Source organism: Ciceribacter azotifigens (assembly GCF_048159625.1).
Classification (GTDB): domain Bacteria; phylum Pseudomonadota; class Alphaproteobacteria; order Rhizobiales; family Rhizobiaceae; genus Allorhizobium; species Allorhizobium azotifigens.
Map to the genome: position 1 here is coordinate 188,625 of NZ_JBLQTA010000004.1, position 16,110 is coordinate 204,734.

A 16,110-nucleotide genomic window follows, 5' to 3' on the forward strand; every position below is an offset into this window, starting at 1 on the left:
AACGGATCTATTCCGCCGCGAAATGATCCGTCGGCGCCGGCTGGTCGTCCGCTGCGTCGGCGCTTCCGGGCGCAGTTTCCGCCTCGATGTCCGGAAAGGCGACGATGCGCTTGCCGGAAAAATCTGTGTGAACGACGACGAGCCCCTGCTCCTCGAAATAGCCGAGAAGCCTTCGGGCGCGCCGCGCCGAATGGGTGCCGTAGGCCCGCGCGATCCGGAGGTCCGAGGGACAGGCTTCCTTGCGGATCGCCGCCTTCGCCATCATCAGGAAGACGCCCTGCAGGTCTTCGGAAACACCCTCGGCAAGCGAAAGCGCCGTCTTCCAGGCGTCCGACGCCGCCGTCTCCTCGTCGACGCCCGAGCGCACCACCGCCACACGCCTGCGGAATTCGCCCATCGCCATCGGCGGGCCGCCGATCCGGCGCATCCGGGCGCGAACGAGGAATTCCTGATAGAGGACGGAATCGGTGCGATACGCCGCCTGCGGATCGTCGAGGATCTCGGCGAGCACGGCAGACAAACGCTCCTCCCGCTCCTCGGGCGACATCTCCAGGGCGCCGGGGCGGGTCTCGGCCGCGACCGGCGTCGAGGCAGCCGGTGCCGCGCGCGACAGCTCGGCCAGGATATCCGTCGTCGGACGCGGCTGCGGCGGCGCGCGGCGAACGATCGGGCGGGCAAGTTCCTCCGGGTCCGGCGTGAAGATCAGGTCCTCGACGTCCTGCGGCGCCTCCGGCAGCGGCATCAGCTTGGGGCTCGATGAACGCGCCGAGGTTTCGACCGCTCCGATGACGATCGGCAGCGGCCGGCGCGACATCGCCGGGCCGAGGGCGACGAAGTTTCCGCGCTTCAGGTCGCGGAACATCTCCGCCTGCCGGCGATCCATGCCGAGCAGGTCGGCGGCGCGTGCCATGTCGATGTCTAGGAAGGTGCGCCCCATCAGGAAGTTCGAGGCCTCGGCCGCGACGTTCTTCGCGAGCTTCGCAAGGCGCTGGGTGGCGATCACCCCGGCAAGGCCGCGCTTGCGCCCGCGGCACATCAGGTTGGTCATGGCGCCGAGCGACATGCGCCGCGCATCCTCCGAGACGTCGCCGCCCATGGAGGGCGCAAACATCTGCGCCTCGTCGACGACCACCAGCACCGGATACCAGAACTCGCGGTCAGCATCGAACATGCCGTTGAGGAAGGCCGCGGCCGCCCGCATCTGCTGCTCGATTTCGAGCCCCTCCAGCGTCAGAACGCAGGAAACGCGATGGCGGCGGATACGGTCGGCGATGCCGGCAAGCTCGGCTTCGGTGCGCTCGCCGTCGACGACGAGATGGCCGTATTTGTCCGAGAGCGTGACGAAATCGCCTTCCGGATCGATGACGACCTGCTGCACCCACTGTGCCGACTGTTCGAGCAGGCGCCGGAGGAGATGAGACTTGCCGGAACCGGAATTGCCCTGCACCAACAGACGGGTGGCGAGCAGCTCCTCGATATCGAGCTTGGCCGGCTGGCCGCCAGCCACCGTCCCCATGTCGATCCCGACCTGCAACTTGCCTACCTCTCGTTTCGAATCACAAGCCCGGCCTTTCCGGCCCGACACGCGTCCCGCCTACCTATCAAAGACGTCGGCGCATTTCGCCATTTCAATTGCGGAAACCCACAGGGAATGAGCGGTCAGATCTCGCCCTGCTCCGCCGGGGAGACGAGCAGCTTGTCGATGCGCCGGCCGTCAAGGTCGATCACCTCGAAGCGCCAGCCGTCGGCGATGAAGCTCTCGCCGAGCTCGGGAATGTGCTTCAGCACGTCGATGACGAAACCGGCAACGGTCGTATAGTCCGGGTCCTCCTCCACGCGGACGCGCACATGATCGACGAATTCGTCGATCGGCATCCAGCCGGAGACGAGGAAGGAACCGTCGTCGCGCTTGACGATCGCGCGCTCCTCCGTCTCGTCCTCCAGGAAGGCGCCCATGATCGCCTCGAGGATGTCGCCGGAGGTGATGATACCTTCGAAATGGCCGTTCTCGTCATAGACCAGCACCATATGGGGCGGCGCCTTGCGCATCGCTTCGATGATGTCGATCGCACTCGAAAAATCGGAGACGATCGGCACTTCGGTGACGATCGACCGCAGGTCGAAATCCTCGCCTTCAGCGACGACGGCGTTGTAGAAATCCTTGACGAAGAGAACGCCGATGATTTCGTCCGAGGTGCCATCACGCACCGGCAGGCGCGAATGCTGGGTGTGGCGAAGATGCTCACGGATCTCTCCGATGCTGTCTTCGAGATCGAGGACCTCGACGTCGCGACGCGGCGTCATCAGCCCGCGCGCGGTCCGGTCGGCCAGGCGCATGACACCGGAGATCATCGCCGATTCCTCGGTTTCGATGACACCGGCGCTCTGGGCCTCGGCGAGAACCGACTTGATCTCCTCGTCAGTCACCGTGCCCGCGGCCATCTCCTTCTGGCCGAGCAGGCTCAGGACCAGCCGGCCGGAATTGTCGAGCAGCCAGACGAGCGGCGCCGAGACCTTGGAAAGCACCAGCATCGGGCGAGCAACCCGCGCAGCCATCATCTCGGGATTATGAAGGGCGATCTGCTTCGGCACGAGTTCGCCGATGATCAGCGACAGATAGGTGATGAGGACGACGACCGAGCCGACACCGATGGCGTCCGAAAGAGCCGGCGACACGCCCTGCGACAAGAGCCAGCCCGCGAGCCGGTTGCCGAGGGTAGCACCCGAAAAGGCACCGGACAGCACCCCGACCAGCGTGATTCCGATCTGCACCGTCGACAGGAAGCGGCCGGGCTCCTCGGAGAGCCGGATGGCGACGGTCGCGCCGTGATTGCCTTGTTCGGAGAGCACCTTGAGCCGCGCGGAGCGGGAGGAGACAACCGCCATTTCCGACATTGCGAGGACGCCGTTCAGGACGGTGAGCAAAATCACGATGATGATTTCTATGGCCAAGGCAGTTCGAGAGCTCCGTTGATCGACGCGCCGCGAGGGCGCATCAGCGAACCACTAGCATACATTGAAGACGCTTTTCAAAATACCGTAGGAAAATTGACCGTTTCCGAAGAAGAGCAAGTGCGGCGCAGGCGGGAAATTTCCCTCAGCAGGTCCTGAGACCAAAGCCCTGCATGAGACGCCGGGTGGAAAAATCGGGATTACCGGAGGTGAACACCGCGAAATCGTACTGTTCCGGATGCTCCGCATCGAGCGCCGGCGGCACCAGACGCCGCGCTTGTCGGGCGATCGCCTCCGCCGGATCCAGCCAGTCTACGGGCCAGGGCGCCAGACGGCGGAAGATGTTTGCGAGGAACGGATAGTGCGTGCAGGCGAGGACGACGATGTCAGTGCGCCGGCCGTCCATCTCGACGAAGCACGGCATGATCTCGTCGAGCACGAGGTCGTCCGAGATTGATTCGCCGCGGATATAGGCTTCCGCCATGCCGGCAAGGTTCTGCGAGCCGACGAGACGGACGTGGCACTGGCCGGCGAAGGACTGGATCAGGTCACGGGTATAGGCGCGCTTGACTGTCCCCGGCGTCGCGAGAACCGAAACGAGCCCGGAGCGGGTGCGCTCCGCCGCCGGCTTGATCGCCGGCACCGTGCCGACGAAGCGCATTTCGGGAAAGCGGGCGCGAAGATCGGCGCCCGCGAGCGTAAAGGCAGTGTTGCAGGCGATGATCACCGCCTCCGGATCATAGGTGCCGAGCAGATCGGAGAAAAGATCGAGGATGCGCGCCTTCAACGGCTCCTCGTCCCATCCGCCATACGGGAAGCCCGCATCGTCGGCGACGTAGATGAAGCCGCGCTCGGGCATCAGCACCCGCGCCTCCCGCAGCACCGTCAGTCCGCCGATGCCGGAATCGAATATGAGTACGGGCTTCAGTTCACGCGTCATCGCCGCCATCTTCGCCTGCCTGATTGACCGGCCCTGCACTCCCGCGTGGTTTCAGGCGGGAGAACCGGTCGAGGGATGAGATCACCCCGCGGAACACGCTGATTTCCTGTGCGGTGAAGGCGCGGCGCGAGAGGACGGCGCGGAGGTTGTCGACCATTTTCGGCTTTTTTGCGGGGGGACGGAAGTAGCCGCGGGCATCCAGCGCCTCCTCGATATGCTCGAACAGGCCCTGGACCTCCTCCTTCGTCGCCGGGCGCTGCTCGACCGGCTGGAAGGCGGTGACGGTCAGGTCCTCCATGCCGGACTTCATCCACTCATAGGACATCAGCAGCACGGCCTGCGCGATATTGAGCGACGCGAAGGCGGGATTGACCGGGAAAGTCACGATCTCGTCGGCGAGCGCCACTTCCTCGTTGCTCAGGCCGAAGCGCTCGCGCCCGAAGAGGATGCCGGTTCTCTCGCCGGCGACGAATTTTTGCCGGAGTGTCTCGGCCGCGACGACGGGAGAGCGCACCGGCTTGAATCCGTAGCGCTCGCGCGCCGTCGTTGCATAGACGAAGTTCAGGTCGGCGATCGCCTCTTCCAGCGTTTCAAAAACCCGCGTCGCGTCGATCACGTGGTCAGCCTTCGATGCCGCCGAACGCGCCTTCTCGCTCGGCCAGCCGTCACGCGGCTTGACGAGGCGCAGTTCGGAGAGGCCGAAATTCGCCATCGCGCGCGCCACCATGCCGATGTTCTCGCCGAGTTGCGGCTCGACGAGAATAATCGCCGGACCTTCTGCCAGAAGTTCGCGCTCGCTGTTGGTGCCTGCCATGACCTACCCTTCCAAAGGAATTCGGCGTCTCCCTTGGCACAAAATCGGGCGGCGGCAAAGACCGTAGCTATTCGGGCGAGAAACGGCTCGTCAGCATGTCGTCGACATACCGCTTGGCAAGCGCCGCGAACTTCGCCTTGACCGAGGTCTCAAACCGGCCACCGTCGTAATCGCCGTTCCAGAAATTGTCGATGACGTAGCGGCCATTCTCCGAAATGACGTGGACGAGCAGCGACGGACGGTCGAGATGCGGATCGTGCCTCCAGCAGGAGGAAACGTCGAAAAAGACCTCGACCGGCGTGACCTTGTCCTTTGCCGGCCGAGGAACGATTTTCAGGTCCTTCATTTCGCAAGGGTCCTGGCTGACGATGACTTCGTCCTGGCCGGTCATTTCGCCGCCCATGTCGAGCAACTGGTCGCCCAGCGCCGCCATGCGATAGACCTGGGCGAAGCTCTCGCTGTAGATGGACGTCAGCAGGACCTCGTCGAAATAGTCGCTCGCCTCGCTGTTGCCCTCGATGCCGTCCGCGACGGCCATCAGTGCTGCGACCGGGTCCTGCGGTTCGTTTGCGAAGGCAGCGCCTGCGCTCGCGACGAGGAATGCCACAGAAAAAACGACGGCCTTCGTCACTTCGGCAGCTCCTGGAGTGAAATGCGCAGCGGCACGTCATTCGCGAAATGGATGTCGTCGATCACGAACTGCTTTTCGCCACTCTCATCGATCTCCTGGAGCAGCCGATAGGTCACCTGGGTGACCTCCTCCTTGGTCTCCGTATCGCCGTCGTAGCACCAGCTGCGCTTGAAACTGACGAGCACCTCGGTGACACCGCCCTTCGCCTCCGGCTTGCCGTAGGTGACGTCCTTCGGCGCGCAACCGTCCTGACCGCCGATAACCGGGTCCCAGTCGATGAGGACCTGACTGTGCCCTTCCCTCTGCTTGAGCAACGCGGCAGTGAAATCGCGGACGAAGCCGTCGCTGAAATACATGAGCAGCATCCCCGGTGCGAAATAGTCGGTATAGACCGCGTCCGGCCCCGGCTCGACGGCGGCGTTGGCGGCCGCGGCGTCCATCAGCACCTTGATCGGCTCGGCGGGGTCGGCAGCGAGCGCCCCGCCTGCAAGCAACGACATCCAGGTCGCAGCAATGACCTTCTTCATTTCCGTTCCCCCGGCCAGCCGTCACCGGCCGACAATTTCCCTGAGTTCGTCCTTCAGCGACCGGCCGGACTGGCCGTCCTCGACGCGGTACATGTCGTCGATCACCGCGCGTCCCTGCTCATCGACCACGTGGAAGATCAGCACTGTGTCCTCCTTGTAGAGCGGATCGTCGCCGAGACACTTGCGGTTGTTGAAAAGCGCCGTCACCTGACCGTCGCCGTCGTCCTCGATGCGGATGTTCTCGAAGGCACAGCCCTCCTGTCCCCCGGCGATCGGGTCATAGTCGAACGGACTGCCGGTCGTCTCACCTTCCGGCGGATCGTAGGCAGGGTGTTTCGACGCCTCGCGATAGGTTTTCGCAAAATCAGCGCTGAAGAGCTGGTCGAGACGCCGGTTGTCGAAGACATCGTTTGCAGTCGGACTGGTCTCCGACCAGTTGCCTGCGGCAATCTCGATGACAGTCTTGACCGGCGCGGTGGGATCGGCTGCCAATGCAACAGCGGGTACTGCCAGCAAGGCAAGCAGGAAAGACAATCTCGGCGTTGTCATCGAAGGTGTTCCGGCAAAATGAAAGGTCCGGGCACTCTATCTCCGGGGCGATAAACGGCAATCGGCGGGGCGGTCCAAATTGCGGGATATGTGCGTCCAACTTTGGTGATAAAAACCCCCATATTCGCAGGCCCGCGCCTTTGCCTGACGAGCGTGCAATGCTATAGCGCTCCGGATTTTCGCTTTAACCACCCTCAGGATTTCGATCCGCAGCGCTCAAGAGGCATTCATGAAGAAGATCAAGGTTGCAAACCCGGTCGTCGATCTCGACGGCGACGAGATGACCCGCATCATCTGGCAGTTCATCAAGGAAAAGCTGATCCTGCCCTACCTCGATCTGCCGATCGAATATTACGACCTCTCCGTCGAGAACCGCGATGCGACCAACGACCAGGTAACCGTCGACGCCGCCAACGCCATCAAGAAGCACGGCGTCGGCATCAAGTGCGCCACGATCACCCCGGACGAAGCCCGCGTGAAGGAATTCGGCCTCAAGGAAATGTGGAAGAGCCCGAACGGCACCATCCGCAACATCCTCGGCGGCGTGATCTTCCGCGAGCCGATCATCTGCAAGAACGTTCCGCGCCTCGTTCCCGGCTGGACCAAGCCGATCGTCGTCGGCCGTCACGCCTTCGGCGACCAGTACAAGGCGACCGATTTCAAGTTCCCCGGCAAGGGCACGCTGACCATCAAGTTCGTCGGCGAAGACGGCCAGGTGATCGAAAAGGAAGTCTACCAGGCGCCCGGCGCCGGCGTCGCGATGGCGATGTACAACCTCGACGAGTCGATCCGCGAATTCGCCCGCGCCTCGATGATGTATGGCCTGATGCGCAAGTGGCCGGTCTATCTGTCGACCAAGAACACCATTCTCAAGGCCTATGACGGCCGCTTCAAGGACATCTTCCAGGAAGTCTACGAAAACGAGTTCAAGGCGCAGTTCGACGAAGCCGGCATCACCTATGAGCACCGCCTGATCGATGACATGGTCGCCTCGGCTCTGAAGTGGTCCGGCGGCTACGTCTGGGCCTGCAAGAATTATGACGGCGACGTCCAGTCCGACACCGTTGCCCAGGGCTTCGGCTCGCTTGGCCTGATGACTTCGGTGCTGCTCACCCCCGACGGCAAGACGGTGGAAGCCGAAGCCGCGCACGGCACGGTGACCCGTCACTACCGCCAGCATCAGAAGGGTCAGGAAACCTCGACCAACTCGATCGCTTCGATCTTCGCCTGGACCCGCGGCCTCGCACACCGCGCCAAGCTCGACGACAACGCCGAACTGGCCAAGTTCGCGACGACGCTCGAAAAGGTCTGTGTCGACACCGTCGAAAGCGGCTTCATGACCAAGGACCTGGCGCTGCTCATCGGTCCGGATCAGCCGTGGCTCTCCACGACGGCCTTCCTCGACAAGGTCGACGAGAACCTGAAGAAGGCGATGGCCGCCTGAGCCATCGGCATCCGAGAATGACGAAAACCCGGCCTCGTGCCGGGTTTTTTGTTGCGTCCGCCTGCGTTGCAGCGTTCAACTTCCATCCACGCGAAACCCCGAATGGCAGCTGAAGGAGGATTACGCATGACGGAACTGACCTTCTACACCAATCCGATGTCGCGCGGGCGGATCGTCCGCTGGATGCTGGAGGAGACCGGACAGCCCTACCGTACCGAGATCGTGCCCTTCGGCGCGCCGATGAAGTCGTCCGAATACCGGGCCGTCAACCCGATGGGCAAGGTGCCGTCAATCCGCCACGGCGACACGGTCGTCACCGAATGCGCCGCGATCTGCGCCTATCTCGCCGACGCCTTCCCGGAAGCGGGACTCGCACCGCCGGCAAGCGACCGCGGCAGCTACTATCGCTGGCTGTTCTTCGCGGCTGGCCCGCTGGAGGCGGCAACCTCCAACCGCGCGCTCGGCTTCGAGGTCCCCCCCGACAGGCAGCGTATGATCGGCTACGGATCCTACGAAGACGTCATGGACACGCTCGAATATGCCGTATCGCGGACGGCCTACGTCACCGGCGACCGCTTCACGGCAGCCGACGTCTACGTCGGATCGCATATCGGCTGGGGCCTGCACACCGGATCGATCGAGAAGCGCCCTGCCTTCGAGAGCTATCTGGCGCGTGTCGGGAGCCGGCCCGCCGCCGGCCGCGCCGCAGCACTCGACGAGGCGGCAACCCGGGAAATGCAGGGGACCTGATCCCTGCACGACGCGCTTGATCCGCGGATCGTTCAGGGCGCGTGTTGCCGGTGGAGTGCGGCGCCCGGCTGACAGGCCTCCTCCGGCACGACATGCATGAGGAACTGGCCGAGGCCTTCTGCGCCGTCTGCGAAGGCGATCTGGTTGCGGCCGTTGCGCTTGGCGGCATAAAGCGCCCGGTCGGCGAAACCGAGAACCGTGCCGAGATCGACACCGGCCGGCACATCGCCGCATAGACCGATGCTCACGGTCAGACGGAGGCGACGTCCGTTCCAGTCGACCGGAAGGCTCGCGACCGCGCGCCGGAGGCGGTCACAGATGGCATAGGCCTCGCCGGGCTCGCGGCCCGGCAGGTAGAGGGCAAACTCCTCGCCGCCCAACCGGCCGAAGATGATGTCATCAGGCAAGATGTCCCTCACCATGGCCACGAAGGCAAAGCACCTTGTCGCCGGCGCCGTGACCAAGGGTGTCGTTGATGCGCTTGAAATGGTCGAGGTCGAGAAGCGCAATCGCGCCTTCGACGCCACGGTAGCGATAGGCTTCGACATGGTCGCTGAAGGCGCGCCGGTTGAAGATGCCGGTCAGGCCGTCGATCTGGGAGGCGCGCTTATACTCCGCCGTCACCCGCTCGCGACCGAGCGAAAAGAACGCCATGCCGCAGAAGAGCGTGCTGACGACGATTTCGAACATGAACGCGCCGTGCCAGACGGAAAGGGCGACCCCACCCTGCTCCGACACCGGCGCCATGATGACCAGCGGCAGTCGCACGGCGTTGATCGAGGCGTGAATGGCCATCGTGCCCATCACCAGCTTGCGCGAGGGGAGCGGCTCGATCGCCTCGCCCTGCCACATGCTGCGCACGAACATCAGGCTGAGGACGACGATCAGCACGGAAGCCAGTGCTATCCGGGCATTTACATCGTCGCGGAAACCCGGCCAGAAAAGGAATGCTCCGATCCAGATGGCAGTCGGAACAAGCGGCACCCAGTATTTCAGCGACAAGCCATCGAAGGCGCGGAACCCCAGCCAGGCAAGCCCCATCGCCAGGAGGAGCAGGCTGTTTCCGAACCCGATCGTCATCGCCTCCGGCAGAACGGTCCGCATCGACAGGAGCAGGGCGCCGAAAGCGCCGAACCAGAAGCCGACGCTCCAGATCGCCAGCTCCGGACGATGCCGCTCCTGATACCACGCCATCGACAGAAGAATGGCGAAGACCGCCCAGACGGCGAGCAGGCAGGCCATCAATGTCGGAACGTGAAAGAGACTGGCCATGGCATCCTCAAATCGTCACGACCGCATTAGACGGCAAGCATGAAGATTTCGAGAATGCCGCCCGATCCGCTCGCCGCGTCGCCGTCCTAGGCGGCGAGCGCCTTTTCGACGGCGGCGATCGCCGCGTCCGCCTTCTCGCCGTCCGGGCCACCGGCCTGGGCCATATCCGCCCGGCCGCCGCCGCCCTTGCCGCCGACGGCTGCAGAGGCGAGGCGCACGAGTTCAACCGCGCTGTAGCGGCCGGTGAGGTCATCGGTAACGCCGACGACGACGCTCGCCTTGCCGTCCTCGGAGACGGCAATCAGCGTCACGACGCCGGAACCGAGGCCTGCCTTGCTCTCGTCGACGAGGCCCTTCAGGTCTTTCGCTTCGACGCCCTTGAGCACGCGGCCAAGGAACTTCACGCCGCCGACCTCGCGGGCTCCCTCGTCGGCAGCCGCCTGGCCGCCGCCGCCCATGGCAAGCTTGCGCTTGACCTCGGCAAGTTCGCGCTCCAGCTTGCGGCGCTCCTCGACGAGCTGCTCGACGCGCGTGACCACTTCCGCCGGCTGAACCTTCAGCGCCGTCGCGACCTGCTTCACACGCTCGTCCTGCTCGGAGAGATAGGCGCGCGCTGCTTCGCCGGTCACCGCCTCGATACGCCGCACGCCGGCGCCGACGGCGCTTTCCGACAGAATGCGGACGAGACCGATCTCACCGGTCGCCGAGACGTGCGTGCCGCCGCAAAGCTCGACCGAATAGGGCTTGCCGGCCTTCGGGCCATGAATGGCCGTACCCATCGACACGACGCGCACCTCTTCACCGTACTTCTCGCCGAACAGGGCCATTGCTCCTTCGGCGATCGCGTCGTCGACGCTCATCAGGCGGGTGGTCACCGGCGTATTCTGGGTGACGATCTCGTTCGCCATCGCCTCGACGACCTTCAGCTCCTCCGCCGACATCGGCTTCGGATGCGAGACGTCGAAACGCAGGCGTTCCGGCGCGACGAGCGAACCCTTCTGGGCGACATGGGTGCCGAGAATCTCGCGCAGTGCCTCGTGGATGAGATGGGTCGCCGAATGGTTTGCGCGCAGTCGCGAGCGACGGGCATGATCGACGGTCATCACCACGGCATCGCCCGCGCGCAGTGTGCCTTCGGTTACCGTCGCCGTGTGGACGAAGAGGCCCTCGCCCTTCTTCTGAGTCTCGGAAACCGCGAGTTTGACATTGTCGCCGGCGATCACGCCGGTGTCGCCGACCTGGCCACCCGATTCGCCGTAGAACGGGGTCTGGTTGACGACCACCTGCACGGTGTCGCCCTCAGAGGCGCTGTCGACGACCGCGCCATCCTTGACGATCGCCTGCACCTCGGCCTCCGCGCTTTCGGAGGAGTAACCAAGGAATTCGGTCGCACCGAACTTCTCCTTGAGTTCGAACCATACGGCCTCGGTCGCCTTGTCGCCGGAGCCGGCCCAATGGGCGCGCGCTTCCGCCTTCTGCCGCTGCATCGCGTCGTTGAAACCGGTGAGGTCGACGCCGATGCCACGGTTGCGCAGCGCGTCCTGCGTGAGGTCGAGCGGGAAGCCGTAGGTATCGTAGAGCTTGAAGGCCGTTTCGCCGTCAAGGCTGTCGCCCTTCGAAAGATCGGCCGTGGCCTCCGACAGCAGGCTTAGTCCGCGCTCCAGCGTCTTGCGGAAGCGGGTTTCCTCGAGCTTCAGCGTTTCGGAGATGAGCGCTTCGGCGCGCGCGAGTTCCGGATAGGCGCGGCCCATCTGCTGCACGAGCACCGGCAGAAGCTTGTAGATAACCGGTTCGCGGGCACCGAGAAGCTCCGCATGGCGCATGGCGCGGCGCATGATGCGACGGAGCACGTAGCCGCGGCCCTCGTTCGAGGGCAGCACGCCGTCTGCGATCAGAAAGGCGGACGAACGCAGGTGGTCGGCGATGACGCGGTGGCTGGCACGACGCTCACCCTCGGCCTTGACCCCGGTCAGCTCGACGGAAGCCTCGATCAGCGCCCGGAAGAGGTCGATGTCGTAGTTGTCGTGCTGGCCCTGCAGGACGGCCGCGATGCGCTCGAGGCCCATGCCGGTGTCGATCGACGGGCGCGGGAGGTTGACGCGCTCCTCCTTGGTGATCTGCTCGTACTGCATGAAGACGAGGTTCCAGATCTCGATGAAGCGGTCACCGTCCTCCTCCGGCGAGCCGGGCGGGCCGCCCCAGATATGCTCGCCGTGATCGTAGAAGATTTCCGAGCACGGGCCGCAGGGGCCGGTATCGCCCATCGCCCAGAAATTGTCGCTGGTCGGGATGCGGATGATCTTCTCGTCGGCAAGGCCGGCGATCTTCTTCCAAAGGCCGAACGCCTCGTCGTCGGTATGGTAGACGGTGACGCAGAGACGATCCTTCGCAAGCCCGAATTCCTTGGTGATCAGGTTCCAGGCAAGCTCGATCGCCCGCTCCTTGAAGTAGTCGCCGAAGGAGAAGTTGCCGAGCATCTCGAAGAACGTGTGGTGACGCGCGGTATAGCCGACATTGTCGAGATCGTTGTGCTTGCCGCCGGCGCGCACGCACTTCTGCGCGGTCGCCGCCTTCTTGTAGGGACGTTGCTCGAGGCCGGTGAAGACATTCTTGAACTGCACCATGCCGGCATTGGTGAACATCAGCGTCGGGTCGTTCTGCGGCACGAGCGGGCTCGACGACACGACTTCATGGCCATTCGCCTTGAAGTAATCGAGAAAAGTCGACCGGATGTCATTTACGCCGCTCATGTCACGCCCTTCATTGCTGCCGGATGCCGGCCAAAGCCTAAAAACCAAAGGCTTTTATCGTCCGTGACCGGCACTGTCCAGCCGCACGGAAAAAAACCGGCCCGACATCTTCCGATATCGGACCGGCGCTCTGTCGGTCATCGAAATGAATGCGGATCACATGTCCGAGGAACCATCGCCGTCACCGGCGTCCGGACCGCCGTTCTGCAGGAAACGGTCGGCGATCAGTCCGGCGTTCTGGCGCAATGCCATCTCGATCTCCTGGGCAAGCTCCGGATTGTCCCGCAGGAAAGTCTTGGCATTTTCGCGCCCCTGGCCGAGCCGCTGGCTGTTGTAGGAGAACCAGGCACCGGATTTCTCGACGATCCCGGCCTTCACGCCGAGGTCGACGAGCTCGCCGGTCTTGGAGACGCCCTCGCCATACATGATGTCGAATTCCACCTGCTTGAAGGGCGGCGCCATCTTGTTCTTGACGACCTTCACGCGGGTCTGGTTGCCGACGACTTCCTCGCGCTCCTTGACGGCGCCGATGCGGCGAATGTCGAGGCGGACGGAGGCGTAGAACTTGAGCGCATTGCCGCCGGTCGTCGTTTCCGGCGAGCCGAACATCACGCCGATCTTCATGCGGATCTGGTTGATGAAGATGACCATGCAGTTCGAGCGGGAGATCGAGGCGGTCAGCTTGCGCAGCGCCTGGCTCATCAGGCGGGCCTGCATGCCCGGCAGGTTGTCGCCCATCTCGCCCTCGATTTCGGCACGCGGCGTGAGTGCTGCGACCGAGTCGACGACGAGCACGTCGATCGCGCCGGAACGCACCAGCGTATCGGTGATTTCGAGCGCCTGCTCGCCGGTATCCGGCTGCGAAATGAGAAGGTTCTGCAGATCGACCCCGAGCTTGCGGGCATAGACCGGGTCGAGCGCGTGCTCGGCGTCGACGAAGGCGCAGATGCCGCCCTTCTTCTGCGATTCGGCGATCGTCTGCAGCGCGAGCGTCGTCTTGCCCGAGCTTTCGGGACCGTAAATCTCGATGATGCGTCCCTTCGGCAGGCCACCGATGCCGAGCGCGATGTCGAGGCTCAGCGACCCGGTGGAAACCGTCTCGATCTCGACCACGCTCTCGTTCGCGCCGAGCTTCATGATCGAGCCCTTGCCGAAATTCCGCTCGATTTGCGAAAGTGCCGCTTCAAGTGCCTTGCTTTTGTCCACCGATTTGTCCTCTACGAGCCGCAAAGAATTTTGTGCCATTCGATCCACCTTTAGGTTATTGAAGCCGCATAGGCAATGAAGCAGCCGACGGTCCATGCGTACACGTTTTGTTCTCATCTGGCAATCCCTGTTCAACCTGCTGAATAGACTTGCGACTTCGCGATACGTTCACTTTATGTTTCAGGCGGTGCGCTGGATGACTGGAGCAACGCTGCGCCGTGCTTTCGCCGCACTTGCGGCGGCTTGCGATTCGTCGCGCCCGCAATGTTCGGGGAAGCGCGCATGAGCGGTTCCCTTCTCGTCGTCGGCGGCGCCCATATCGATCGCCGCGGCCGGATCGCCGGAACGACCGTCATGGGAGCGAGCAATCCCGGCCGCTGGTTCGAGGAGCCCGGCGGAGGCGGCTTCAACGCCGCCCGCAATCTCGCCCGGCTCGGCCACGAGGTCAGGCTGATTGCGCCGCGCGGCGGTGACGCGGCCGGCATGGCCGTCTCGACAGAGGCGCTCCGCGTCGGCATCGACGATTGTCCGGTTGTCTTTCTCGATCGTGCCACGCCGAGCTATACGGCGATCCTCGAGGCGGACGGGAACCTCGTCATCGCCCTTGCCGACATGGAGCTCTACGACCTGTTCGGGCCGCGCCGCACCCGCACCCACTCCTTCCGCGCCGCGCTCGCAGATGCGCGCCACGTGCTCTGCGACGCCAATCTGCCGGCGGAGACGCTCGCAGCGCTCGCAGGCGCCGCCGCCGCGCGTGGTCTGCCTGTCTTCGCGATCGCGATTTCGCCGGCAAAGGTCGTGCGTCTCCTGCCCTGCCTTGCCGATCTCGAAATGCTGTTCATGAACGCGGCGGAGGCTGAGGCTCTCACCGGTTCCCGTGCCGATGCTGCGGAAGGCTGGCCCGCCCTCCTCAGGGAAAGAGGCCTCAGGGGCGGCGTCGTCACCTGCGGCGCCGGGGTGGTCGTCGCGTTCGACGAAACGGGGACCGCCATCCTGTCGCCGCCACGGCTCGAAAATGTGGTCGACGTGACCGGCGCCGGTGACGCCTTTGCCTCCGGTGTCATCTCGGCCCGCATCGAAGGCTGCAGCCTCGGCGAGGCGCTGCGTCACGGAGCAGCGCTTGCGGCCATCACCCTGTGCTCGCCGCACGCGACCGCGGAAAACCTCACCCGCGATCTTGTCAATTCGTATATGTCCCTTGTGCCGCAGGCAGAAATCCTGTCATGACCTACAGTCACGAAACCCGGAAGCTCCCATGACCAAAGCCATTTCGCCCCTGCTGCCGATCGTCTATTCTAAAGAAGTCACCGCCGCCAAGGTTCGCGGTGCGCCGATCGTGGCACTGGAATCGACGATTATCACCCATGGCATGCCCTTCCCCGGCAATCTGGAAATGGCGCGCAGCGTCGAAGCGATCATTCGCGAGAAGGGCGCCGTGCCGGCGACCATCGCGGTCATCGACGGCATCCTGCACATCGGCCTCGAGGACGCGCAGATCGCAGCGCTTGCGCAGATGACCGACGTCATGAAACTCTCGCGCGCCGACATCGCCTTCGCGCTCGCCGAACGCCGCAGCGGCGCAACCACGGTCGCCGCGACGATGATCGCGGCAGACCGCGCCGGCATCTCGGTCTTCGCCACCGGCGGCATCGGCGGCGTCCATCGCGGCGCCGAGGAAAGCCTCGACATCTCCGCCGACCTCGAGGAACTCGCCCGCACTCCGGTCATCGTCGTTTCGGCGGGTCCGAAGGCGATTCTCGACATTCCGAAAACCCTCGAATTCCTGGAAACCCGCGGCGTCCCGGTCGTCACCTACGACAGCGGGGAATTCCCGGCCTTCTGGTCGCGCAATTCCGGCCTGCGCAGCCCGCTCTCACTCTCCAGTCCCGCCGCCATCGCCAATTTCCAGCGCATGCGCGAGCAACTCGGCATCGGAGGCGGCATCCTGATCGCCAATCCCGTGCCGGAGGAAGACGAGATCCCCCGCGAGGAGATGGAGATCTATATCGGTCGGGCGCTTGCCAGTGCCGAACGCGAAGAGGTAACCGGCAAGGACGTGACGCCGTTCCTGCTCGACAACATCTTCCACCTGACGGCCGGCCGCAGTCTGAAGACCAATATCGCGCTGGTCGAGAACAATGCCCGTCTTGCCGCGGAGATCGCGGTTGCGATGAACGACTGAACATCGCGGGGAAGCGGCACTACGTAACGTAATGTCGCTTCCTCAACGTAAGCTGCACTTTCCCAGTTATTCCCGACGATTTCCCGCCTGTCG

Annotated in this window: 15 protein-coding genes; 4 read left to right on the forward strand and 11 right to left on the reverse strand. The window is 64.1% G+C overall.

Annotation, left to right across the window (positions count from 1 at the left end):
* Positions 1-7 precede the first annotated feature (7 nt).
* From ACM6UT_RS08290 to ACM6UT_RS08320, 7 genes are all read right to left on the reverse strand, one after another.
* Complete coding sequence (locus ACM6UT_RS08290; protein WP_416796872.1) at positions 8-1,534, reverse strand: helicase HerA domain-containing protein; 1,527 nt, start codon at positions 1,532-1,534, stop codon at positions 8-10.
* Between the two features lie 125 nt (positions 1,535-1,659).
* On the reverse strand, positions 1,660-2,952 hold the full coding sequence (locus ACM6UT_RS08295; RefSeq protein ID WP_416796873.1) for a hemolysin family protein: 1,293 nt from the start codon (positions 2,950-2,952) through the stop codon (positions 1,660-1,662).
* A 145-nt stretch (positions 2,953-3,097) separates the two neighbouring features.
* Positions 3,098-3,901, reverse strand: a complete 804-nt coding sequence (murI, locus tag ACM6UT_RS08300) for a glutamate racemase (protein ID WP_416796874.1) — start codon at positions 3,899-3,901, stop codon at positions 3,098-3,100.
* Positions 3,882-4,706, reverse strand: a complete 825-nt coding sequence (locus ACM6UT_RS08305; RefSeq protein WP_416796875.1) for an RNA methyltransferase — start codon at positions 4,704-4,706, stop codon at positions 3,882-3,884. The genes murI and ACM6UT_RS08305 overlap by 20 nt, the downstream gene beginning before the upstream one ends.
* Before the next feature lie 67 nt (positions 4,707-4,773).
* Positions 4,774-5,337 carry a hypothetical protein gene (locus tag ACM6UT_RS08310; protein WP_416796876.1) on the reverse strand — a complete coding sequence of 188 codons (564 nt, stop codon included), beginning with the start codon at positions 5,335-5,337 and terminating at the stop codon, positions 4,774-4,776.
* Complete coding sequence (locus tag ACM6UT_RS08315; RefSeq protein WP_416796877.1) at positions 5,334-5,864, reverse strand: hypothetical protein; 531 nt, start codon at positions 5,862-5,864, stop codon at positions 5,334-5,336. Before ACM6UT_RS08315 ends, ACM6UT_RS08310 begins: the two co-directional genes overlap by 4 nt.
* A 21-nt stretch (positions 5,865-5,885) precedes the next feature.
* The gene (locus ACM6UT_RS08320) at positions 5,886-6,413 is read right to left on the reverse strand and encodes a hypothetical protein (protein ID WP_416796878.1); all 528 of its coding nucleotides are present in this window, start codon (positions 6,411-6,413) and stop codon (positions 5,886-5,888) included.
* Between the two features lie 229 nt (positions 6,414-6,642).
* Here ACM6UT_RS08320 and ACM6UT_RS08325 point away from each other — a divergent pair, with 229 nt between their 5' ends.
* Both ACM6UT_RS08325 and ACM6UT_RS08330 read left to right on the forward strand, forming a co-directional pair.
* The gene (locus ACM6UT_RS08325; protein ID WP_416796879.1) at positions 6,643-7,857 is read left to right on the forward strand and encodes an NADP-dependent isocitrate dehydrogenase; all 1,215 of its coding nucleotides are present in this window, start codon (positions 6,643-6,645) and stop codon (positions 7,855-7,857) included.
* Between the two features lie 126 nt (positions 7,858-7,983).
* On the forward strand, positions 7,984-8,607 hold the full coding sequence (locus ACM6UT_RS08330; RefSeq protein ID WP_416796880.1) for a glutathione S-transferase family protein: 624 nt from the start codon (positions 7,984-7,986) through the stop codon (positions 8,605-8,607).
* A gap of 32 nt (positions 8,608-8,639) precedes the next feature.
* On the opposite strand, the gene ACM6UT_RS08335 is transcribed toward ACM6UT_RS08330, so the two are convergent.
* The 4 genes from ACM6UT_RS08335 to recA all read right to left on the reverse strand — a co-directional run bounded on the left by ACM6UT_RS08335 (position 8,640) and on the right by recA (position 13,874).
* Positions 8,640-9,014 carry a GGDEF domain-containing protein gene (locus tag ACM6UT_RS08335; protein WP_416796881.1) on the reverse strand — a complete coding sequence of 125 codons (375 nt, stop codon included), beginning with the start codon at positions 9,012-9,014 and terminating at the stop codon, positions 8,640-8,642.
* Positions 9,007-9,879: a GGDEF domain-containing protein gene (locus ACM6UT_RS08340; RefSeq protein ID WP_416796882.1), complete on the reverse strand. Its 873-nt coding sequence runs from the start codon at positions 9,877-9,879 to the stop codon at positions 9,007-9,009. The genes ACM6UT_RS08335 and ACM6UT_RS08340 overlap by 8 nt, the downstream gene beginning before the upstream one ends.
* A gap of 86 nt (positions 9,880-9,965) precedes the next feature.
* On the reverse strand, positions 9,966-12,629 hold the full coding sequence (alaS, locus tag ACM6UT_RS08345) for an alanine--tRNA ligase (protein WP_416796883.1): 2,664 nt from the start codon (positions 12,627-12,629) through the stop codon (positions 9,966-9,968).
* Positions 12,630-12,785: 156 nt separating this feature from the next.
* A complete protein-coding gene (gene recA, locus ACM6UT_RS08350; RefSeq protein ID WP_416796884.1) occupies positions 12,786-13,874 on the reverse strand; it encodes a recombinase RecA in 1,089 nt (362 codons plus the stop codon).
* Positions 13,875-14,117: 243 nt separating this feature from the next.
* On the opposite strand from recA, the gene ACM6UT_RS08355 reads away from it, so the two are divergent.
* Both ACM6UT_RS08355 and ACM6UT_RS08360 read left to right on the forward strand, forming a co-directional pair.
* Positions 14,118-15,062: a carbohydrate kinase family protein gene (locus ACM6UT_RS08355; RefSeq protein ID WP_416796885.1), complete on the forward strand. Its 945-nt coding sequence runs from the start codon at positions 14,118-14,120 to the stop codon at positions 15,060-15,062.
* A gap of 28 nt (positions 15,063-15,090) precedes the next feature.
* On the forward strand, positions 15,091-16,017 hold the full coding sequence (locus ACM6UT_RS08360; protein ID WP_416796886.1) for a pseudouridine-5'-phosphate glycosidase: 927 nt from the start codon (positions 15,091-15,093) through the stop codon (positions 16,015-16,017).
* Positions 16,018-16,110 lie beyond the last annotated feature (93 nt).

Coding starts and splice junctions, on each gene's coding strand:
- ACM6UT_RS08305 (WP_416796875.1), bottom strand. CDS start 4,706: ATGGCAGGCACCAACAGCGAGCGCGAACTTCTGGCAGAAGGTCCGGCG.
- alaS (WP_416796883.1), bottom strand. CDS start 12,629: ATGAGCGGCGTAAATGACATCCGGTCGACTTTTCTCGATTACTTCAAG.
- ACM6UT_RS08325 (WP_416796879.1), top strand. CDS start 6,643: ATGAAGAAGATCAAGGTTGCAAACCCGGTCGTCGATCTCGACGGCGAC.
- murI (WP_416796874.1), bottom strand. CDS start 3,901: ATGGCGGCGATGACGCGTGAACTGAAGCCCGTACTCATATTCGATTCC.
- ACM6UT_RS08360 (WP_416796886.1), top strand. CDS start 15,091: ATGACCAAAGCCATTTCGCCCCTGCTGCCGATCGTCTATTCTAAAGAA.
- ACM6UT_RS08315 (WP_416796877.1), bottom strand. CDS start 5,864: ATGAAGAAGGTCATTGCTGCGACCTGGATGTCGTTGCTTGCAGGCGGG.
- ACM6UT_RS08320 (WP_416796878.1), bottom strand. CDS start 6,413: ATGACAACGCCGAGATTGTCTTTCCTGCTTGCCTTGCTGGCAGTACCC.
- ACM6UT_RS08340 (WP_416796882.1), bottom strand. CDS start 9,879: ATGGCCAGTCTCTTTCACGTTCCGACATTGATGGCCTGCCTGCTCGCC.
- recA (WP_416796884.1), bottom strand. CDS start 13,874: ATGGCACAAAATTCTTTGCGGCTCGTAGAGGACAAATCGGTGGACAAA.
- ACM6UT_RS08330 (WP_416796880.1), top strand. CDS start 7,984: ATGACGGAACTGACCTTCTACACCAATCCGATGTCGCGCGGGCGGATC.
- ACM6UT_RS08355 (WP_416796885.1), top strand. CDS start 14,118: ATGAGCGGTTCCCTTCTCGTCGTCGGCGGCGCCCATATCGATCGCCGC.